Annotated in this window: 24 protein-coding genes, 1 tRNA gene and 1 pseudogene; 3 read left to right on the top strand and 23 right to left on the bottom strand. The window is 68.0% G+C overall.

Features of this window, described 5'->3' with window-relative positions:
* Positions 1-19: 19 nt before the first annotated feature.
* From ABIE51_RS04010 to birA, 11 genes and pseudogenes are all read right to left on the bottom strand, one after another.
* Positions 20-331, bottom strand: coding sequence for a hypothetical protein (locus ABIE51_RS04010; protein WP_192632321.1), 312 nt, complete (start codon positions 329-331; stop codon positions 20-22).
* On the bottom strand, positions 328-1644 hold the full coding sequence (locus ABIE51_RS04005; RefSeq protein ID WP_192632320.1) for a tryptophan--tRNA ligase: 1317 nt from the start codon (positions 1642-1644) through the stop codon (positions 328-330). The genes ABIE51_RS04010 and ABIE51_RS04005 overlap by 4 nt, the downstream gene beginning before the upstream one ends.
* Positions 1645-1868: 224 nt before the next feature.
* Positions 1869-2069 carry a CsbD family protein gene (locus tag ABIE51_RS04000; protein ID WP_115841280.1) on the bottom strand — a complete coding sequence of 67 codons (201 nt, stop codon included), beginning with the start codon at positions 2067-2069 and terminating at the stop codon, positions 1869-1871.
* A 209-nt stretch (positions 2070-2278) separates the two neighbouring features.
* On the bottom strand, positions 2279-2431 hold the full coding sequence (locus tag ABIE51_RS03995) for an entericidin A/B family lipoprotein (RefSeq protein WP_157029293.1): 153 nt from the start codon (positions 2429-2431) through the stop codon (positions 2279-2281).
* 191 nt (positions 2432-2622) lie between these two features.
* Entirely contained in the window at positions 2623-2754 is a 132-nt protein-coding gene (locus tag ABIE51_RS03990) for an entericidin A/B family lipoprotein (RefSeq protein WP_115841278.1), read from the bottom strand.
* Between the two features lie 183 nt (positions 2755-2937).
* Complete coding sequence (locus ABIE51_RS03985) at positions 2938-3072, bottom strand: entericidin A/B family lipoprotein (RefSeq protein WP_115841277.1); 135 nt, start codon at positions 3070-3072, stop codon at positions 2938-2940.
* Between the two features lie 103 nt (positions 3073-3175).
* Positions 3176-4100 (bottom strand): annotated as a pseudogene (gene rocF, locus ABIE51_RS03980) (arginase).
* 17 nt (positions 4101-4117) lie between these two features.
* Positions 4118-4193, bottom strand: a tRNA-Thr gene (locus ABIE51_RS03975).
* Between the two features lie 49 nt (positions 4194-4242).
* Complete coding sequence (locus ABIE51_RS03970) at positions 4243-4977, bottom strand: SPOR domain-containing protein (RefSeq protein ID WP_192632319.1); 735 nt, start codon at positions 4975-4977, stop codon at positions 4243-4245.
* Positions 4978-4986: 9 nt separating this feature from the next.
* Positions 4987-5727 (bottom strand): type III pantothenate kinase, encoded by a 741-nt coding sequence (locus ABIE51_RS03965; RefSeq protein WP_192632318.1) that lies wholly within the window; start codon positions 5725-5727, stop codon positions 4987-4989.
* A complete protein-coding gene (gene birA, locus ABIE51_RS03960) occupies positions 5724-6713 on the bottom strand; it encodes a bifunctional biotin--[acetyl-CoA-carboxylase] ligase/biotin operon repressor BirA (RefSeq protein WP_192632317.1) in 990 nt (329 codons plus the stop codon). The genes ABIE51_RS03965 and birA overlap by 4 nt, the downstream gene beginning before the upstream one ends.
* 414 nt (positions 6714-7127) lie before the next feature.
* Between birA and ABIE51_RS03955 the strand changes: the two genes are divergently transcribed.
* Together ABIE51_RS03955 and ABIE51_RS03950 are read left to right on the top strand one after the other, a co-directional pair.
* Positions 7128-7394 carry a hypothetical protein gene (locus ABIE51_RS03955; protein ID WP_157029288.1) on the top strand — a complete coding sequence of 89 codons (267 nt, stop codon included), beginning with the start codon at positions 7128-7130 and terminating at the stop codon, positions 7392-7394.
* Positions 7395-7415: 21 nt separating this feature from the next.
* Positions 7416-8165, top strand: coding sequence for a M90 family metallopeptidase (locus tag ABIE51_RS03950; protein WP_502913249.1), 750 nt, complete (start codon positions 7416-7418; stop codon positions 8163-8165).
* Positions 8166-8177: 12 nt separating this feature from the next.
* Here the strand turns inward: ABIE51_RS03950 and ABIE51_RS03945 are convergent, their stop codons facing one another.
* The 12 genes from ABIE51_RS03945 to ABIE51_RS03890 form a co-directional block, all read right to left on the bottom strand.
* Complete coding sequence (locus ABIE51_RS03945) at positions 8178-9599, bottom strand: ATP-binding protein (RefSeq protein ID WP_115841271.1); 1422 nt, start codon at positions 9597-9599, stop codon at positions 8178-8180.
* Between the two features lie 120 nt (positions 9600-9719).
* Positions 9720-10403, bottom strand: a complete 684-nt coding sequence (locus tag ABIE51_RS03940; protein WP_115841270.1) for a response regulator transcription factor — start codon at positions 10401-10403, stop codon at positions 9720-9722.
* 64 nt (positions 10404-10467) lie between these two features.
* Complete coding sequence (locus ABIE51_RS03935) at positions 10468-10812, bottom strand: hypothetical protein (protein ID WP_325050558.1); 345 nt, start codon at positions 10810-10812, stop codon at positions 10468-10470.
* A 145-nt stretch (positions 10813-10957) separates the two neighbouring features.
* Positions 10958-11869 (bottom strand): arginine deiminase-related protein, encoded by a 912-nt coding sequence (locus tag ABIE51_RS03930; protein ID WP_192632316.1) that lies wholly within the window; start codon positions 11867-11869, stop codon positions 10958-10960.
* Positions 11866-12876, bottom strand: coding sequence for a tRNA dihydrouridine(20/20a) synthase DusA (gene dusA, locus ABIE51_RS03925; RefSeq protein WP_192632315.1), 1011 nt, complete (start codon positions 12874-12876; stop codon positions 11866-11868). The genes ABIE51_RS03930 and dusA overlap by 4 nt, the downstream gene beginning before the upstream one ends.
* Positions 12877-12914: 38 nt before the next feature.
* Positions 12915-13400, bottom strand: a complete 486-nt coding sequence (locus ABIE51_RS03920) for a GNAT family N-acetyltransferase (protein WP_192632314.1) — start codon at positions 13398-13400, stop codon at positions 12915-12917.
* A 79-nt stretch (positions 13401-13479) separates the two neighbouring features.
* Positions 13480-14196, bottom strand: coding sequence for a hypothetical protein (locus ABIE51_RS03915; RefSeq protein WP_192632313.1), 717 nt, complete (start codon positions 14194-14196; stop codon positions 13480-13482).
* 65 nt (positions 14197-14261) lie between these two features.
* On the bottom strand, positions 14262-14762 hold the full coding sequence (locus tag ABIE51_RS03910; protein WP_115841265.1) for a hypothetical protein: 501 nt from the start codon (positions 14760-14762) through the stop codon (positions 14262-14264).
* Positions 14763-14885: 123 nt separating this feature from the next.
* The gene (locus tag ABIE51_RS03905; protein ID WP_192632312.1) at positions 14886-15605 is read right to left on the bottom strand and encodes an HAD family hydrolase; all 720 of its coding nucleotides are present in this window, start codon (positions 15603-15605) and stop codon (positions 14886-14888) included.
* Positions 15606-15762: 157 nt separating this feature from the next.
* Entirely contained in the window at positions 15763-16137 is a 375-nt protein-coding gene (locus tag ABIE51_RS03900) for an EF-hand domain-containing protein (protein ID WP_192632311.1), read from the bottom strand.
* Positions 16138-16438: 301 nt separating this feature from the next.
* Positions 16439-16627: a CPXCG motif-containing cysteine-rich protein gene (locus tag ABIE51_RS03895; protein ID WP_192632600.1), complete on the bottom strand. Its 189-nt coding sequence runs from the start codon at positions 16625-16627 to the stop codon at positions 16439-16441.
* A 2-nt stretch (positions 16628-16629) separates the two neighbouring features.
* A complete protein-coding gene (locus tag ABIE51_RS03890; RefSeq protein ID WP_192632310.1) occupies positions 16630-17148 on the bottom strand; it encodes a hypothetical protein in 519 nt (172 codons plus the stop codon).
* A gap of 141 nt (positions 17149-17289) precedes the next feature.
* On the opposite strand from ABIE51_RS03890, the gene ABIE51_RS03885 reads away from it, so the two are divergent.
* Positions 17290-17787 carry a hypothetical protein gene (locus ABIE51_RS03885; RefSeq protein WP_115841491.1) on the top strand — a complete coding sequence of 166 codons (498 nt, stop codon included), beginning with the start codon at positions 17290-17292 and terminating at the stop codon, positions 17785-17787.

Below are 17787 nucleotides of genomic sequence, written 5' to 3'. Positions count from 1 at the left end.
GAACGCCGCGCCGGTTAGCTCAGCGCGTGCGACGCAGCCAGCGACGGCGCACGAAGAACGCCACCGTCAGCACCGCCAGGAAGACACCGTATCCGACAGCGGTCGCGAGGATCTGCTGCCACATCTTTCCGTACAGCGGATCGGCATTCGCATGCGACCAGTACAGGCTCAGCAGGAACGCGGTGAACGCCAGCAGCAGCGCGACGCCGTCGAAGAGCTTGCGATGCGCCGTCCGCGGCTGCCGCGGGAACATCCAGTATAGCGTTCCGAGGATGGCGAACCACGGGAGGAACAGGATCAGCGCGAGGTTGAGCTCGACGAACGGATTCATGCCTTCTGCGCGCTCTTTTCCTGCTCGGCCTCGACCACGGCGGCGAGCGCTTCGCGCACGTCGTCCTGTGTGACGCCGTCGGCGGATGTCGACGCTTCAAACAGCGCATCCACGCCGCTCGCACCGGACTTGAGGCCCGCAATCAGCGTGCCCGCATCGCGCGCGGAATCGAAGGCGCGGCTCTGCGCCAGCAGGCGATCGCCGTCGACGAACTTGAAGTAGAAGCGGCCGTCGGCTTCGCGGTACTGCTTGAACGCCGGCGCCGTCGCCTTCGTGATCTTTGTCTTTCCATCGACCTGCGCCTGCGAGAGGTCGCGAAGGCCGACCGCGCTGCGCAGCGTGTCCAGCGTGGGCCGCGCGTAACGTGCCCGCAGGCGCTGCGCGCCGTCGCGAAGGATGGTTTCGATATGGGCCGGCTGCGCGATCAGCGCGTCGTACTTCTCGCGCAGCGGCGAGATCTCGCGATCGATGCGCTCGAACAGCGCCTGTTTCGCCTCGCCCCACGCGATGCCGTCGGCGAACGCGCGGCGCATCGCGGCGGTTTCCTCGTTCGATGCGAACGCCTGGTACAGCTGGAAGACGTTGGAGTTGTCCGCGTCTTTCGGCTCGCCCGGCGCGCGCGAATCGGTGACGATCGAGTAGATCAGCTTCTTCAGCGTCTCGCGCGGCGCGAAGAGCGGGATCGTGTTGTCGTAGCTCTTGCTCATCTTGCGGCCGTCGAGGCCGGGCAGCGTCGCCACGTTCTCGTCGATTACCGCCTCGGGCATCACGAAGTGATCGCCGTAGAGGTGGTTGAAACGCTGTCCGAAATCGCGCGCCATCTCGATATGCTGGATCTGGTCGCGACCGACCGGCACCTGGTTGGCGTTGAACAGCAGGATGTCGGCCGCCATCAGCACCGGGTACATGAAAAGACCGGCGCTGACGCCCGCGTCGTCGTCCTCGCCCGCCTCGCGGTTCTTGTCGACCGCAGCCTTGTAGGCGTGCGCGCGATTGAGCAGGCCCTTGCCGGCGACGCAGGTCAGGAACCACGTCAGCTCCTGGACTTCCGGCACGTCGCTCTGGCGGTAGAACCACACCTTGTCCGGCTCCAGCCCGCATGCGAGCCAGGTCGCGGCGATTTCCAGCGTCGAACGCTGCACGCGCGCCGGATCCTGCACCTTGATCAGGGCGTGGTAGTCGGCGAGGAAGTAGAAGCTCTCCACGTCGGGCGCGCGGCTGGCGGCGACGGCCGGGCGGATCGCGCCGACGTAATTGCCCAGGTGCGGGGTGCCCGATGTGGTGATGCCGGTGAGGACGCGCGTGGGGCTCATGGAACGCTGACTGCGGGAAACGGCTTGACAGTGTACCTGCCCGGGCGGGCCGACCCGTGCCCCGCGCGACGCCCCCCCGGGCCGCTGTCGCGCACGGTCCGTCGCCCGGTCAGGCAAGAGAAAGGCGGCCGCTCTCGCGACCGCCTTTCCGATATCGCTCTTCGGTTGCGCGCGCCGGTGGCGTTGGTCGCCCCGGTGCCGGCGCGCGCGCCGCGTTCACTGCATCAGTTCAGCGACTTCTCGAAGTCGCGGACTTCCTGCTGGGCGCGATCGCGTTCCCAGCCATAGCGCTCCTGCAGCTTGCCGGCGAGGTATTCGGCGTTGCCTTCGGCGACGTCGAAGTCGTCGTCGGTGAGATCGCCCCAGCGCGCCTGCGCCTTGCCCTTCAGCTGGGTCCACTTGCCGGCGATGATGTCTTTGTTCATCCGTTGCATTCCTCTTGTCGTGGGAGGCGGGTGCGTCATCGCACCGCACGCACAGGATCGCAGCGAGCTCATTCGCAGGAAGTCGTCGTTGCGTTAGAGACGGTTTGATATCGGTGAACGCGCGCAAACCGCGACGTCCAAACGCCCAAAAGCAAGGGGCCGGATCGCTCCGGCCCCTCGCTCAGCACCCTCGATCGAATGCGCGCGGATCAGCACTTGCCGTCGCTGCAATCCTTCGCCTTGTCCTCGACCTTCTCGCCCGCGCTCTGGACGTCCTTGCCGGCGCCGGCGACGGTGTTGCAGGCGCTCAGGAAGCTCATCGAGAACATCGCCAGCAGCAGCAGAGCCATCAAACGCTTCATGAAAGTCTCCTCGACTCGTGAACCAGGCACGTGGTTCCGTGCGGTGAATCCATCTGACGCGCGCCACCGTGAAAGCGAAGTGGATTCTGCAGCGTGCATTCAGCGCTCGGCCAGACTGACGGCTTCGCGTTTCTCGAAAAGAAAGGCCGGGCGATGCCCGGCCTTCCATGCGTTCGGTGCGAGCGCGGCGATTACTTCGCCGCGTCTTCGACCTTCTCGCCCGCCTTCTGCACATCCTTGCCGGCGCCGGCAACGGTGTTGCACGCGGTCAGCGTGCCGACGGAGAACAGGGCGAGCAGCAAAAGGGCCATCAGACGCTTCATGGGATTCACCTCGATTCGTTGGGACTGCATGGTCACGCTTGGAGCGTGCGCGTGCATCTGACGCGAGGTGCCGTGAAAGCGGGGTGGATGCCGCCCCAACGGGCGATGACCGCCCTGAAAAACAAAGGCCGGCGGGTGCCGGCCTTGGTCGCGATCGCGATGTCGGGCGCTGCGATGCGCCGATCAGTTGCTCGCCTTCTGGTCGATCTTCTGGCCAAGCTTTTCGACATCCTTGCCCAGGCCTTCCATGGTGTTGCAGCCGTTGAGCAGGACGAGCGACAGGGCGACGAGCAACAGCGTGGCGATGGAGCGCTTCATGGTCTCTCCGGGAGACGTGATCGATTGGGGCCGAAGGATCGCATGCCCGCGCGGGCGCCGCACCTACCGGCCGGGCCCGTCCTGCGGCGGGCGTGCCGACGGTTCAGTCGCGCATCAGCGTGGACTTGCCGAACAGGCTTTCCACCAGGTCCACCGCCAGTCGCGCGGTGCGGTTGCGCTTGTCGATGATCGGGTTGAGTTCGACGATGTCCAGCGAGGCCATGCGGCCGGTGTCGGCGATCATCTCCATCACCAGCTGCGCCTCGCGGTAGTTCGGCCCGCCCGGCACCGTGGTGCCCACGCCCGGCGCGATGCTGGGGTCGAGGAAATCCACGTCGAAACTGACATGCAGGTGCGTGTTGTCGTCCACGCCTTCCAGCGCTTCCTCCATCACGCGCTTCATGCCGATCTCGTCGATGTAGCGCATGTCGTACACGTCCAGGCCGTACTCCTGCACGAGGCGCTTCTCGCCCTCCGTCGACCGAACGGATGCCGATCTGGCGGATCTCGTCCGGCCGCACCGCCGGGGCTTCGCCGCCGAGTTTGGTCAACGCATCCGGACCGAGCCCGCACAGGCAGGCCACGGGCATGCCGTGCACGTTGCCCGACGGCGTGACCTGGTGCGTGTTGAAGTCGGCATGCGCGTCCAGCCACAGCACGCGCAGCTGTTTGCCGGTCGTGCGGCAATGGCGCGCGACGGCGGTGATCGACCCCAGCCCCAGGCAGTGATCGCCGCCGAGCAGGATCGGCATGCGGCCTTCGTCGAGCTCCGCGCCGACGGCGTCCATCACCGCGCGGTTCCACGCGACCACTTCGGGCAAGTGGCGGTAGCCTTCGACGGGCTTCTGCCAGGGATTGCGCGGACCGTCGAGATTGCCGCGATCGATCACGTCCACGCCGCGCTTGATGAGCGCCTCGCCCAGGCCCGCGATGCGCAGCGCTTCGGGGCCCATGCGCGAGCCGCGGTGGCCTGCGCCAACGTCCGTCGGCGCGCCGATCAGCGAAACGGGAGGATAGGTGCGACTCATCGAACGGCGTCCTCGTCTGGTGCCGGCAGTCAGAATCGAACTGACGACCTACCGCTTACAAGGCGGTTGCTCTACCAACTGAGCTATGCCGGCGAAGAAGGGCATTCTAGCCTGCGCAGCCGCGCAGGCTGGTGTCGATGCGTCAGCGGATGCGCGCGCAGTCGAGTTCGCGGGCCGGCACCTGCACCGCGGCTTCGGCTCGCGCGGGGTCGAACTCGGGTTTGGCGACCAGGTCGAGCCACACCGTCGTCGGCCCGCCCTCGCCCAGCGGCTCGGCGCGCACGGCGAAACCGGCGGCGGTGAGGCTGTCGGCGCGGCGGCGCGCGGAATCCTCGTTGCGGTAGCGACCCAGCGCGATGGAGTTCGCCTCGGCCCCCTGGCGGACGATGAAGTAGTCGTTGAAGCCCGCGGCGGTGATGCGCTGCGCGGCGGCCTGCGCCTCGGGCAGGCTGGCCATCGGCGGCAGGTACACGCGCCAGCCGCGTGCGCTGCTGCCGCTGCGTTGCTCGCGCGGCACGACGCGGGTCGCCACGGCCATCAGCACCTCGCGCGCGTTCGAGGCGGCGGCGCTATTGGCGAAGGGACCGATGCTGTAGCAGCGCGCGTTCAATGCAGCACTGGTCGGAACCGGGCTGGCGACCGGGGTCGAAGGCGCGGCAGGCGGCGCGATCGCTGGCGCGGCCGGAGCGGTCGTGGGCGCGACGCGGGGCGCGGGTGCGCTCGTGGCCTTCTTCGTTTCGCTCACCAGTTGCAGCCGCGCGACGTCGGCGGGCGGCACGAAGTCGGGCGCGGCCGCCGGCGGCGCGCGCAGCGTCCACCACGCGGCGACACCGAGATTGAGCACCAGCAGCAGGACGACCAGGGCGCGAGCGAGCATGGGGCGATTCTAAGCGGCCGTTTCGACGCAGGCCCAGCGGGCCAGGCCTTCCAGCACCAGCGTTGCGACCTCGGTCGCGTTCGGCAGGTGTCGGGCCAGCGCCTCCGACCCACCGCCGTGCAACAGGACCGTCGGCGCGGCGCCGAGGCGGGACGTCGCGGCCGCGATGCTGTGCTCGATCAGCGCGACGCCCGCGCCTTCGCAACCGGACGCAAGCGCGTCTTCGGTATCGGACGCGAAGTCCTCGTACGCGCCGCCCACCTCCGGCAACTGCGGCGCGCGTGCATGCAGCGCTTCGCGCATCAGCGTGGGCGACGGCGCAATGCGGCCGCCGAGATGGAGCCCGTCCGCGTCGATCAGGTCGATCGTCAGCGCCGTACCGATGCCGCACACCAGCGCCGGCCCGCGGACGCGCGTGCGGGTGCCAAGCAGCGCGAGGAAGCGGTCGACGCCGAGCTTTCGCGGATCGGCATAGGCGATGTGCAGTTCGTCGAAGCGCGGCTGCGTGCGTGCAATGGAGATCCTGCCGCAACGCGACGCCAGCGCATCGAGCACCGCCACGCGCAACGTCGGTTGCGCGACGCTCGCGAGATAGGCGACGTCGATGCGCGCGGGCAGGTGCTGTGCCATCGCGGCGGCCACATCCTCTTCGCGATGCGGCAGCGCGATCGCGTCGCCGATGGAACCGTCCGCACGCAGCGGCGCGCATTTCAGGCGCGTGTTGCCGAGATCGAACAACCACGCGCTCATGCCGTCGCTCCGCTGCGGACGCTGACTTCGCCGGAATGGAAACTGCGTTCTTCGCCGTCGTCCAGACGCACGCGCAGCGCGCCATCTTCGGCAAGGCCGAGCGCGGCGCCGCGCAGTTCGCCTGTCGCGGTGTGCAAGGTGACGGGACGTTCGGCCAATGCATCGAGCGCGGCGTAGCGCTCGCGGAAGGGCGCGAGGCCGTCCGCATCGAATTCGTCCAGTGCCGGCAGCAACCCGGCGAGCACGGCGGCGGCGACCCGATTGCGATCCGGCGATGCGTCGGACAATCCCGCCAGGTCGCACCACGGCTGGTCGATGCCGGCGGCGACAGCGGCCGGCATGCGCACGTTGATGCCCATGCCGATCACCGCGCGCACGGGCCCGGCGTGTTCGCCGCCGCCCTCGACGAGGATTCCGCCCAGCTTGCGCAGCGTGCCGTCGGCGGCGGGCACGACGAGGTCGTTCGGCCACTTCAGTTGCACGGCGAATCCCTCGGAGCGCAGCGCCTCGGCCGCGGCGACGCCGGCGACCAGGCTCAGCCCGCCCAGCCTCGCGAGCCCCCCGCCGAACTGGCGCGATACCGACAGGTACAGGTGCGCGGCCAGCGGCGACGCCCACTGGCGCCCACGACGGCCGCGGCCGCCGGTCTGGCGCTCGGCCAGCAGCACCTGCGCACCACGCTCGGGCGACGGCCGGCGGAGCAGTTCCGTATTGGTCGAATCGATGGACCACGCGGCATCGAGCGACGCCAGCGATCCCTGCACCGTCGAGGGCAAGCCCGCGCGGATCCCTTCGGCGTCGAGCAGGTCCATGGGGGTCGCAAGCGCGTATCCGCGCCCCGCCCGCGCTTCGATCGGCACGCCTGCCTCGCGCAGGGCCTCGATGCGCTTCCACACGGCGGCGCGGGTCTGCCCGGCCTCGCGCGCCAAGGCGTCGCCCGACACCGGGCCGGCGATCAGTCGCTGGAGCAGGTGACGGTCGTCCATCAGCGGGCCGACCGGATCGCGGTCGGGCCGGCGCAGGAATGGGCGGCGAAGTCGGGGCGGGCGGGCATCATGGGCGGGGATTATGCGGGAGCGGGTCCCGGCCGACGAACGGCGTTCTGGCATGCCGAAGGCGGGCGGAATGCCGTTCTGGGGACACCACGGGCGGCGATTCGGCGGGACGATGGCCGGGCGCGATGAAGCGTTGCAACGCTTTGCGCCACGGGCGCATCGATAGGAGATGATGGCGTCGGAAAGGCGTCGTCCGGATCGACGACACCGCCGGCACCGGCGGCACCCGCCTGAACACGGAGAGTTGTTGCCATGCACCATCCGCCCGCCCGGCCGACGCCCTTTTTTCGCGCTATAGTCCAGCATTACCCGGGGTCTACCCCGGGTCCGTCCGAGGATTCCGCCATGCTCCGGATCTGCCTGTGCCTGCTGATCGTGGTCGCCAGCTCGACCGTGGCTGCGCGCGAGATCAAGCTCAGCTCCGCGAACAGCGGCAGCTGCCCGGAAGCGTCCTCGATCGCACGCGACAACGCACGTGCGACCCCGCGCGCGACCGCCCCCGTTCGTGACGTCAAGCCTGCCCGCCCGAGCGTCCACAGCGATGCCGCCGGCAGCGCCGGCCGCATGCAGTCGCCGCGCTGGCACAGCTTCCTGCCGGGCATGTTCCGCTGATCCGTTCGCGGGCGTCGTGATTTGCTGAGCTTCTTCCGGCGCCTGCGGCTTTCGCCCGCGCCCATTCCCGACGAGTTGTGGCACGCCGCGCACGTGCGCGTGCCGTGGCTGCGCGCGCTTGATACGTCCCGCGACGCACGCCTGCGCGAACTCTCCGTTCGCTTCCTGCACGAGAAGACGATCACGCCCATCGGCGAACTCACGCTGGACGACGAACAGCGCGTCAGCCTGGCCGCGTTGTGCTGCCTGCCGCTGCTGGAATTCGGTGCCGAAGGCCTGCGTGGCTGGTCGCAGCTGATCGTCTATCCCGACGCGTTCCGCGTGAATCGCACGCACGTCGATGCGGCCGGCGTGCTGCACGAGTGGGAAGACGAACTGATCGGCGAAGCATGGGAAACCGGGCCGATGATCCTCTCGTGGGCCGACATCGTCGCCGATTGCGAAGATCCCAATGCCGGATTCTGCGTGGCCGCGCATGAGATGGCGCACAAGATCGACGCGCTCGACGGCGCGCTCGATGGAACACCGCCCCTGCCCCGCCCGTGGCAGAAGGAATGGGCGCGCGATTTCCAGGCGGCGTACGACAAGCTGGCGAAGCAGGTGGATCGCGGCCGCGACACGGCCATCGACGGCTACGCCGCCGAAGCGCCCGAGGAATTCTTCGCCGTCGTCACCGAGTACCACTTCAGCGATCCGCAGACATTGCGCGCAGAAATGCCGCAGGTCGCGGCGCATCTGGAACGTTTCTACGGGCCGTCGCCGTTCGCGTGATCGTCGCGCCCGTCAAAGGCCCGGCGGAATCACGACTTCGAAGTGCGCACCGCCCAATTCGCTAGAACGGCTGACGTCCAGCGTGCCGCGATAGCTGCGCACCACATCCTGCACGGTCGCGAGGCCAATGCCGTGGCCCTGCACGCGCTCGTCGCCGCGCACGCCTCGCTGCAGTACGAGGTCGATCTTGTCTTCCGGCACGCCGGGGCCGTCGTCGTCGACTGCCATCAGCAGGCCGGGGCGCCGGTTCGGTGCGAGCTCGCCTTCCTTCACGGTCAGCAGCACGCGCGAGCGCGCCCACTTGAAGGCGTTCTCGATGAGGTTTCCGAGCACTTCCTGCAGGTCGCCGGGCTCGCCGTAGAAGCGCGCGCCCGCATCGATGTCGAATTCGCAGATCACGCCCTTCGACGCGTAGATCTTCTCCAGGCTGCGCACGATCTGGTCGGCGTACGGTTCGATTTCCAGCGGCGCGGCGAACAGCACGTGGCCCGACCGCGCGGCGCGTGCGAGCTGGTACGACACCAGGTCGCTCATGCGGCGCACCTGCAGATCGATTTCCTCGCGCAGCTCCTGCACGGGCACGTCTTCGCCGCTGCGCGCGCGCAGCACGGCCAGCGGCGTTTTCAGGCTGTGCGCCAGGTCGGCCAGCGTGTTGCGCTGGCGGTCGAGGTTTTCGCGCTCGCTTTCGATGAAGGCGTTGATGCTTTCGGTGAGCGGTTCGAGTTCGCGCGGATGGCGACCGCTCATGCGCGAGGCGAGGCCGCGCTGCACGCGCTTGAGTTCATCGACCACGCGCTTGAGCGGGCGCAGGCTCCAGCGAAGGATCACCGCCTGCAACAGCAGCAGGATCAACCCCGCGCCACCGAGATAACGCCACAGCGCCTGGCGGAACACACTGACCTGACGGCTCAGCGCGGTCGTGTCTTCAAGCACGTAGATCGTGTACGGGAACTCCGATCGCGCATCGTCGCTGCCGGCGCTCCAGATAAGCCCGCGGCCATACCGGTAGGCCTCGCCCGCTTCGCCGCTGATCTCGGTGATCGGCAACGCGCGCTCGAAGGTTTCCTCGTTGGGTTCGAGCATCTTGCCGGCGGGCAGGATCGGGCCCTGCGCCGACGTCGAATCCCAGTGCCCGTTCGGCAGCACGACTTCCGCGTACAGGCCGCTGCCAGGGCGTTCGAGACGCGGATCGACCGTTTCGTACGGTGGAATGAACTCGCCGTTGCGGGCGAACTCGCCGCCCGCGACGTACGCCAGCGCGAGGCTGCGCAGGCGCTGGCGCATGTTGCTTTCGGCCGTTTCCAGGAACGCGCGGTCGAGCGCGTAGCCGGCCAGCGCGAGGAATGCCACCAGCCCCAGGCTCGCGGCCAGCAGCTGGCGCGCCTGGAGCGAACGCGGCTGGCCCCAGCTCACCTGTGGCGATCGGCGTGGCATGGGGACGGGTCGAAAGGAACGGGCGACGGCATCGCCGCCAAGGGTAACCAGCGCGCCGCGCGTTGACGATGACCCGCCGACGCCCGGCGCTGCTGGAACATCGAATCCGTGCGCTGGTGCTTAGTCTCCGCTGCGCGCGATGGCGAAGCGGTAGCCGCGGCCGCGCACGGTCTCGATCGGCTTGAGCGAGCCATCCGGATCGAGCTTCTTGCGAAGACGGCCGATGAAGACTTCCAGCACATTGGAGTCGCGGTCGAAGTCCTGCTGGTAGATGTGCTCGGTGAGATCGGCCTTCGAGACCAGCTCGCCGGCGTGCATCATCAGGTACTCGAGCACCTTGTACTCGTAGCTGGTCAGGTCGACGTTGCTGCCGTTGACGCTCACCGTCTGCGCGGCGAGGTCGAGGACGACCGGGCCGCATTCCAGCGTCGGCTTGCTCCAGCCGGCGGCGCGCCGGACCAGCGCGTTGAGGCGCGCCAGCAGCTCTTCGATATGGAACGGCTTGACGAGATAGTCGTCGGCGCCCTGCTTCAGACCCTCGACCTTGTCCTGCCAGCTGGAGCGGGCGGTGAGGATCAGCACGGGGAATTTCTTGCCTTCGTCCCGCAGGGCCTTGATCAGCTCCATGCCCGACATCTTCGGCAGGCCCAGGTCGATGATGCCCAGGTCGAACGGTACTTCGCGGCCCATGTAGAGGCCTTCTTCGCCGTCCTGGGCGGCATCCACTGCGAACCCTTCCCGCTTCAGGCGGGCGGCCAGGGTTTCGCGCAGCGGAGCTTCGTCTTCGACCAGCAGAATTCGCATGTGGACTCCAATGTCTGTCGTTCTGTCTAGGCCGCTATCGGAGGGCCTCCGAGAGCGTGGCGGGTCAGTCGTCGTCGCGGCGTGTACGGTTTTCCTGCTGCTGGCGCTCTCGCACCTGCGGGTCGTCCATGTAGATGCGGACTCGGCCGCTGGAATCGACCACCTTCACGCGGTTGACGTCGCGGCCGTCGTAGGGAACACGCTCGGCGCTGAGGACCTGCCCGCCGGTGCGGCGTTCGACCCGGCGCACCGAGTCGGACAGGGCCTGCCGGTCGTTGCCTCGGCCGTGCCCCCGGTCGCCACGCTCCGGGGGACCGCCACGATCCTGCGCCCATGCACTCCCCGCCGACGCAAGCAGCGCGGCGCACAGGAGGAGCGGAATGGAGCGGAAGGAAGACGGCATCTTCATCGAGACTGGGCACGCGAACGGGGCAATATCGCACGGCCGTGCGACAGTGTGCATTCTCGAAACGAAGCGGTGAATCCGGTCTGAACTTTTCTGATTGCGGGCGGTCGGCATTCAGACCCTGGCGTCAGTCGGCTCGATTCCAGGTCTAGAAAATCTCGGCGATGCAGCACCGCAACGAGCCGCCGCCAGCCTCGATGGCGTCCAGTTCGACGGCCCGCACCTGGAAGCCCGCCGCCGCCAGCAGCTGCCGGTTGCGCGGGTCGAGCGCCGCGTCGGCCCGGGCGCTCATCCAGACGGTGTCGGTCGACAGCGCGATGGCGTTGCCGGCGAAGGCGGCGTGCTCGGCCTCCGACAGCACGATGGCGTTGGGAGCGTAGAAGTCGGCAATGGCCCGGGCCACGCCGGTGTCGGCGAAGCCGCTCGGGCTGACGATCGCCGCCCGCCCCGCCAGAACGGCGAGCACGACGTTGGCGTGGTATTCGCCGGGCGCCAGGTCGAACGTCAGCGTCGCGCGCAGACCGAACGCCTCGTGCATGAGCCGGGCGCCCTCCTCGTCGCACCGCTCAGAGAGCCCGCACAGTCCAAGGCCGCGCGCGCGGTCGATCACCAGCGAGCCGGTCAGCTCGCACGCGTGCGGCTGCGTGGAGAGGTCGATCTCGGCGTAATCCATCACGCCGCCGAGGAAGTTGCGAATGTCGGCACGTGCGGCTTCGCGCTGGCGAACCGGATGGCGCATGCGCCCGACGACGTATCGTCCCGCGGCCGTGGCGAAGACGTTGTTCGGAAACACCGCGTCTGGCGTGTCGGCATCGCCGGCGAAACACACCGTCGGCACCACCTGCGACATCGCGCGGTGCAACGTGCGGTGCTGCGACATCGCGCATTCGGCGTCGAAGCCCGACGCCTGCGCCATGTAGCGATTGTCCTGCGCCGACTGCTCCGCCAGGCAGAAGCCTTCGGGCGCGACGAGGAACGCCGCCTGCGCGGTCGCCGGGCCGAAATCGGGCCGCAGCGTGCGGGCGTGCGCGAAGAAGGCGGCGGCATCACGCGTGATCATGCGGCGTCCACGCGTTCGCCCGCGAAGGATTCGGTGATCTCGATGGCCTGTTCGACCAGCGACCAGTCCGCGCCGGGTTTGTGCGCGCCTTCGCTGAGCACCTGGCGAAACGCGCGGCCGCCGCGTTCACCGGCGAACAGCCCGAGCAGGTGGCGCGTGATGTGCTTCAGGTACACGCCGCGCGCGAGCTGATCCTCGACATAGGGACGTAGCGCACGCAGCAGCTCGCCGCGCGTGCGCAGCTCGCCGCCGAACCATGCGACGTCCAACCGGTGCAGCAGATACGGATCGTGATACGCCGCGCGACCGAGCATGGCGCCATCGGTGTGCGCCAGGTGCGAGGCCGCCTCGTCCTGCGTGGCGATGCCGCCGTTGACGACGATCTGCAGCTGCGGCCGCTCGTGCTTGAGCCGGTACGCCCAGTCGTAGCGAAGCGGCGGCACTTCGCGGTTCTCCTTCGGCGAAAGTCCCTGCAGCCATGCATTGCGCGCGTGGATCACGAACATGCCGCAGCCCGCATTGGCGACCGTATCGATAAAGGCGAGGAAGCGATCCCAGTCGTGGTCGTCATCGACACCGAGCCGACACTTCACCGTCACAGGCACGTCGCAGCTTTCGACCATCGCCGCGACGCTGTCTGCAACGAGCTGCGGCTCGCGCATCAGGCACGCGCCGAAACGCCCGGCCTGCACGCGATCGGACGGGCAACCGCAGTTGAGGTTGATCTCGTCGAAGCCATGTTCGGCGCCGATCTTCGCCGCCGCGCCCAGTAGCTCCGGCTCGCTGCCGCCCAGCTGCAACGCGACCGGATGCTCCACCGGATCCATCGCCAGCAACCGCGCGCGATCGCCATGGATCACCGCGTTGGCATGCACCATCTCCGTATACAGCCGCGCATGCGGCGCCAGCAGGCGGTGGAAGACACGACAGTGCGTGTCGGTCCAGTCCATCATCGGGGCGACGGAGAGGCGGAGGGCGTCCGGCGAAATGGCAGGCGAATGGCTCATTGGCGCGATTTTCGCCGATTTCCGCCGTCAACGCCCGGCTAGCCCTCCCGATCCGGCTCCCACACCATGTACACGTCGGCGCGCGCGTAGTGCGATCCCGGGCGCGGTGCGGGGTAATGGCGGAAGCCGACGCTTTCGTACAGCGCCAGCGCGGGGCCCAGCTTGCTGCTGGACTCCAGGAACAGTTCGCTACCTTGCAGCTCGCCGAATGCGTCGAGCGCGCCGAGCATCAGCGCGCGCCCGACACCCATTCCTCGCGCTTCGGGTGCCACCGCCATCTTGGTGAGTTCGTAGACGCCGCCGGATTCGTACTTGAGCGCGACGGTGCCGACGGCTCGGTCGTGCTCATCGATGGCGAACAGCACGCGCCCGCCGGGGGCAAGGATGTGCGTTTCCGGGTCGCCCAGCACATCGCGGTCGATGGGCTCTACCGTGAACCAGCGTTCGAGCCATTCGATATTGAGACGTGCGAAGTCCGCGCGCCAGCGCGGGGCGTAACCGACGATGCGGACGGTGTCGTTCATGCGGCCATGATAGTGGCGCGTCGTACAAACGCATGCGGCGGCCGAAGCCGCCGCAGGTCGCACCGAACGGAGTCGCGGATCAGCCCTTGCCCTTGCCCTGGCCCTTCGCGTCCTGGTTTCCCTTGCCCTGCCCCTTGGGCTGCGCGTCGCTTTTGCCGGCAGCACCCTTCGATCCTGCGTTGCCGTTCGCCTTTCCGGCATTGCCGTTCTTCGCGTTGCCGTGCGTCGCGGCCTTGCCGTTGTCCGTGTGGTGCTTGTTCGCCTGCGCCGCCTTGGCCTTGCCCGGATCGCGCGGACGCCCCGGGAAATCGCGCGCGAGATCGGCATCGATGGTGATGTCGCGGCCCCATCGGTCGTAGCTGGGGACGAAGCCCTTCTTCAGTCGATGAAACTCGGGAGAACCGGGCTTGATGCCCAGGTTCTTTGCGACCTCACCCCAACCCAGCGCATGGTCGCGCTCCCACATGTCGGCAACATAGCGACATGGGCGACCGAGCGCTGACGCGATGGAACAGGCGAAGTACACGTCGCCCGGCGCCCAGCGGCGCTCGCCGAGCAGCTCGTTGACGAGGTCGCGCGGCGCGCCGTAGTAACGCACCATCTCGTCGACGAAGGGATCGCGATAGCGCGCGCCGTAGCGGTTCACGTCGGTCAGCCACGTGTCGACCCACACGTCGCCCGAGCGGGGATTCCAGCCGAACGTGTAGTCCTGCGCAGACGCCGTTCCACCCAGGCCCAGCGTCGCCGCCGCAGCGACGAGCATCGCGCCCAGCCGTGCCTTCCAGGTCATCGCCATCGTCCAGTTCCTTTCGTCATCGAAGGAATGCCAGTCGGGCATTCGGTTGTGGTCCGCAGCCATGATCAGTCGTCGTCGCGCCAGCGGCGATCGCGGTCGTGGTCATGGCGATCGCGGCGATCATAACGGCGATCGTCATGGCGACGGTCGTAGTAGCCGTAGTTCGAATAGCCGTTGCGATAGTAGGCACGGTCGTAACGACGATCGTGGCGATGGTCGTATCGCGCATCGTAGTAGTGCGTGGTGCACTTGCCGTGCTTGTTGCAGTTGCCGCGCGGCGCGTTGTTCCAGTACCCGTAGGCGTTGCCGTACGGCGGGCCGGCGCGGTAGACGTTGCGGTAGTAGGTCGGGCGGCCGCGATAGTCGTGGACGACGACCAGGCGGTCGCGATAGCCGCGGTCGTAGCGGTAGTACGGGTTGCCCGCGTGGTAGATCACGTCGGCGACATCGACGATCACGCGGGTCAGGTCGTCGGCGCGCGCCGGTGCGGGGGCCGTCGCGGCGACTGCACCGAAACCTGCGGCCAGCACCACGGGGGCGACCCAACGGGTCAGGACGGTGGACATGTCTGCGCTCCTGGTTGCCCGCACCCTGCGAGCCTTGCGGCCAAGATGCGACTACCGCGGTGAACGCATTTTTAATCCGGCCGGGGTACTCCGGGGACGCTCAGCAGCCGTTGGGGAACGTGTTCAGGCAGCTTTCGCTGCCAGGGCACCCACGGCGTCGGGCAACTCGTGCGCGCTGGCGATGCGGCGCAGGCGTGGAGCGTCGTCGGCGACCTCGGCCTCCGTCTCGTGGCTCCAGGTCGTGTGGTACGGCACGTGGATGCCCCACCCGCCCAGTTCAAGCACCGGGGCGATGTCGGAACGCAGCGAGTTGCCGACCATGACGAAGCGCTCGGCCGGCAGCTGGAACTCTTCCAGCAATCGCGCGTACGTCGCCGTGTCCTTCTCGCTGACGATCTCGATGCGACGGAAGAGGTCGGCGAAACCGCACTGGCGCACCTTCGCTTCCTGATGGAAGAGGTCGCCCTTGGTGATGAGCACGACGTCGAAGTCGGCGGCGATCGCCTCCACCGCTTCACGCACGCCCGGGAGCAATTCCACCGGATGCCGAAGCAGCGACTTGCCGAGTTCGACGATGCGATGCACGTCGCGCGCTTCGATGCGCTGCGCGGTGATGTCCACCGCCGCCTCGATCATCGACAGCACCATGCCCTTCACGCCGTAGCCGAACAACGCGATGTTGCGTTTCTCGACCTCGTACAGGCGCTCCTGCACGCGTGCGTCGCGCAGGTCCACGTAAGTGCCGACGATGCGCTCGAACTCGAGCTGGGCGTCGTCGAAATAGTCCTGGCTGCGCCAGAGGGTGTCGTCGGCGTCGAAGCCGATCAGCTGGATGGCGGTCATGCGCGCAGTTTAAACGAGCAAGGCGCAGCGCCGAGCACTAGCATCGTCGACCTACGCTTCTACGCTTCGACGTGCCGGCAAAAGCAAGGGCGGCCGAAGCCGCCCTTGCCGGAGTCCAACAATGCGCAAGTTGGACGTGGTGCCCTGACTGCAGCGCTTACTTGCCGCCGCTGTTGCCGGCCGGGCCGCCCTGCGCCTTTGCGACGTAGGCCTTGTATTCGTCGGCGGTCAGCGCGCCGTCGGCGTCCGCATCGGCCTGGTCGAACACCTGGCCGAGTGCCGGGACGCTGGACGCCTCGGACTTGCTCAGCGAACCGTTCTTGTCGGTATCCACGTCCGACCAGCTCTTCTTGCCGGACGAGTTCGCCGAGCCCTGCGTGGCGCTGGCACCGCTCGCACCGGCCTGGTCGGCCGACGCGGCGGCCGGATCCTGCGACGACTGCGACGTGGTGCTCTGCGCGAACGCCAGCGGCGCCGACAGCATGGCGACCAGGGCGGCGGCGATCAGCGGCTTGCGGTTCTTGAGGGTCATGCGATGTCTCCTGGAATGAAGGAAGTTCTGCGCGTGCTTGCCCAAGGCGTGCCGCACGATTCGACCTTGCACGGGAGGTGATGAACGACTCCGCCTCGGCGGGAGTTAAGGGAACGTTGCCTTAACCATTCCGGCGCGCGAGGGGGCTAGGAAGCGGGTCGATCGGTGACGCGCGACGCGCGCGAATGTGACCTGCGCCGAAGTTATCGCGGTTGCGACGAGTGCGATTTCGCTGAACGCAACACAACCTTCATCGGGCACGCGGTCAACGCGGTGGCTGTTGCCGCGTTGACCGCGCCCTTCAATCGTCGTTCTCGCGGGCGACGTCGACGTCGAGCCCGCCATCCTCATCGATGCGCACGCGTACGAGCATCGGCCTGCAACACACATGGCAATCCTCGACGTACGACTGTGCGCCGGCCGAATCGTCGACGAACAACGTCAGCGGCTCGCCGCAATACGGGCACTGGACGTCGATCGCCGGCAGCATCGTCACTTCGCCTTCGGCAGCGATTCGTTCGGCGCGAGCGTCAGCACGATGTCCACCGGCGTGCCGGGATTGTGGCTGCGCAAATGCAGTTCGCTCGCATCGAGGCGAAGGATGTCGGTGGGATACGACTGGCCTTCCTCGATCATCGTCAGCTTGCCGCCCTCGAAGCGCCACTGGCCGTGCATTGGCGTGCCGTTGGGCGAATCGATGACGAGCGTGCCGTCGGCGAGGAACGCATACACCGTGTCCGCTTCCACCGCGCTGGACGACTTCACGCGCCACACCTTGTCGACGAATGCCGCCGGCGTGACTTCGGGTGCGGCAGGTGCGGTCGATTCGCCTGGCGCGGGCTGGTCGGTCGAACGCGCGGGCTGCGACCAGGTGTCGGCGGTGACTTGCGTCGTATCGGCGCCCTGCGCTTGCGCCTGCTCGGACGCGGGTGGCGCGGGCGCGCTGCACGCCGTCAACGTGCACGCGGCGATCACGCAGGCGAGCATCGAAAAACGCATGGATCCACGCATGACCAGCATCCCGTATTGGAAGGTGCGCGCACCTTAGCACCGCCCGCGCCAGCCCGCGTTCATCACGTCCCAGTAACCGCGGCGCGGCAAAGCTGCGGCCATCGACGCCGCATGCCGGCGCCACGGATGACGGAGGCAGAAATGAAGGTCCGCCATGTTTTCAGCACGCCCGACCTGGCCACCGCGCAGGCGGTGATGAACGCCGCGCGCGGCGCTGGCGTGCACGACGACGACATCCTGCTCGTCGCGCGTTCGGATATCGAACTGGACGCCATTCCCAACGAATACAAGGAAGCCGACACCGACCTCATTCCCGCCGCCATGCGCGGCGCCGGATACGGTGGCGCGGCGGGCCTGCTTGCGGGCCTGGCGGCGATCGTCATCACGCCGATCGGTCTCACGCTCGCCGGCGCAGCCGCGGCAGCGGTGGCAGGCGCACTGGTGGGCTCGTGGGCGTCGGCGCTGGTGGGCTCGTCGCTCCCCGATCCGATCCGTCGCAAGTTCGACGATGAAATCCAGGCGGGCCGGATCCTCGTCGTGCTCGACGGCGACAAGGACTTCCTAGATCGCACGGAGAACATCATCACCGGCGCGGGCGGCACGCATCTGCCGTACGAATCGAGCAAGGCGATGGCGTAA

This window comes from Lysobacter sp. OAE881, assembly GCF_040546665.1.
GTDB classification, from domain to species: domain Bacteria; phylum Pseudomonadota; class Gammaproteobacteria; order Xanthomonadales; family Xanthomonadaceae; genus Lysobacter_J; species Lysobacter_J soli.
Note: the sequence above shows the minus strand (reverse complement) of the source record. Positions and strands in the feature narration are given on the sequence as shown.

What these genes read in the sequence shown, in the direction of transcription:
- ABIE51_RS04010 (WP_192632321.1), bottom strand. Translation starts at nt 331, where the DNA reads ATGAATCCGTTCGTCGAGCTCAACCTCGCGCTGATCCTGTTCCTCCCG.
- ABIE51_RS04005 (WP_192632320.1), bottom strand. Translation starts at nt 1,644, where the DNA reads ATGAGCCCCACGCGCGTCCTCACCGGCATCACCACATCGGGCACCCCG.
- ABIE51_RS04000 (WP_115841280.1), bottom strand. Translation starts at nt 2,069, where the DNA reads ATGAACAAAGACATCATCGCCGGCAAGTGGACCCAGCTGAAGGGCAAG.
- ABIE51_RS03995 (WP_157029293.1), bottom strand. Translation starts at nt 2,431, where the DNA reads ATGAAGCGTTTGATGGCTCTGCTGCTGCTGGCGATGTTCTCGATGAGC.
- ABIE51_RS03990 (WP_115841278.1), bottom strand. Translation starts at nt 2,754, where the DNA reads ATGAAGCGTCTGATGGCCCTTTTGCTGCTCGCCCTGTTCTCCGTCGGC.
- ABIE51_RS03985 (WP_115841277.1), bottom strand. Translation starts at nt 3,072, where the DNA reads ATGAAGCGCTCCATCGCCACGCTGTTGCTCGTCGCCCTGTCGCTCGTC.
- ABIE51_RS03970 (WP_192632319.1), bottom strand. Translation starts at nt 4,977, where the DNA reads ATGCTCGCTCGCGCCCTGGTCGTCCTGCTGCTGGTGCTCAATCTCGGT.
- ABIE51_RS03965 (WP_192632318.1), bottom strand. Translation starts at nt 5,727, where the DNA reads ATGAGCGCGTGGTTGTTCGATCTCGGCAACACGCGCCTGAAATGCGCG.
- birA (WP_192632317.1), bottom strand. Translation starts at nt 6,713, where the DNA reads ATGGACGACCGTCACCTGCTCCAGCGACTGATCGCCGGCCCGGTGTCG.
- ABIE51_RS03955 (WP_157029288.1), top strand. Translation starts at nt 7,128, where the DNA reads ATGCTCCGGATCTGCCTGTGCCTGCTGATCGTGGTCGCCAGCTCGACC.
- ABIE51_RS03945 (WP_115841271.1), bottom strand. Translation starts at nt 9,599, where the DNA reads ATGCCACGCCGATCGCCACAGGTGAGCTGGGGCCAGCCGCGTTCGCTC.
- ABIE51_RS03940 (WP_115841270.1), bottom strand. Translation starts at nt 10,403, where the DNA reads ATGCGAATTCTGCTGGTCGAAGACGAAGCTCCGCTGCGCGAAACCCTG.
- ABIE51_RS03935 (WP_325050558.1), bottom strand. Translation starts at nt 10,812, where the DNA reads ATGAAGATGCCGTCTTCCTTCCGCTCCATTCCGCTCCTCCTGTGCGCC.
- ABIE51_RS03930 (WP_192632316.1), bottom strand. Translation starts at nt 11,869, where the DNA reads ATGATCACGCGTGATGCCGCCGCCTTCTTCGCGCACGCCCGCACGCTG.
- dusA (WP_192632315.1), bottom strand. Translation starts at nt 12,876, where the DNA reads ATGAGCCATTCGCCTGCCATTTCGCCGGACGCCCTCCGCCTCTCCGTC.
- ABIE51_RS03920 (WP_192632314.1), bottom strand. Translation starts at nt 13,400, where the DNA reads ATGAACGACACCGTCCGCATCGTCGGTTACGCCCCGCGCTGGCGCGCG.
- ABIE51_RS03915 (WP_192632313.1), bottom strand. Translation starts at nt 14,196, where the DNA reads ATGGCGATGACCTGGAAGGCACGGCTGGGCGCGATGCTCGTCGCTGCG.
- ABIE51_RS03910 (WP_115841265.1), bottom strand. Translation starts at nt 14,762, where the DNA reads ATGTCCACCGTCCTGACCCGTTGGGTCGCCCCCGTGGTGCTGGCCGCA.
- ABIE51_RS03905 (WP_192632312.1), bottom strand. Translation starts at nt 15,605, where the DNA reads ATGACCGCCATCCAGCTGATCGGCTTCGACGCCGACGACACCCTCTGG.
- ABIE51_RS03900 (WP_192632311.1), bottom strand. Translation starts at nt 16,137, where the DNA reads ATGACCCTCAAGAACCGCAAGCCGCTGATCGCCGCCGCCCTGGTCGCC.
- ABIE51_RS03895 (WP_192632600.1), bottom strand. Translation starts at nt 16,627, where the DNA reads ATGCTGCCGGCGATCGACGTCCAGTGCCCGTATTGCGGCGAGCCGCTG.
- ABIE51_RS03890 (WP_192632310.1), bottom strand. Translation starts at nt 17,148, where the DNA reads ATGCGTGGATCCATGCGTTTTTCGATGCTCGCCTGCGTGATCGCCGCG.
- ABIE51_RS03885 (WP_115841491.1), top strand. Translation starts at nt 17,290, where the DNA reads ATGAAGGTCCGCCATGTTTTCAGCACGCCCGACCTGGCCACCGCGCAG.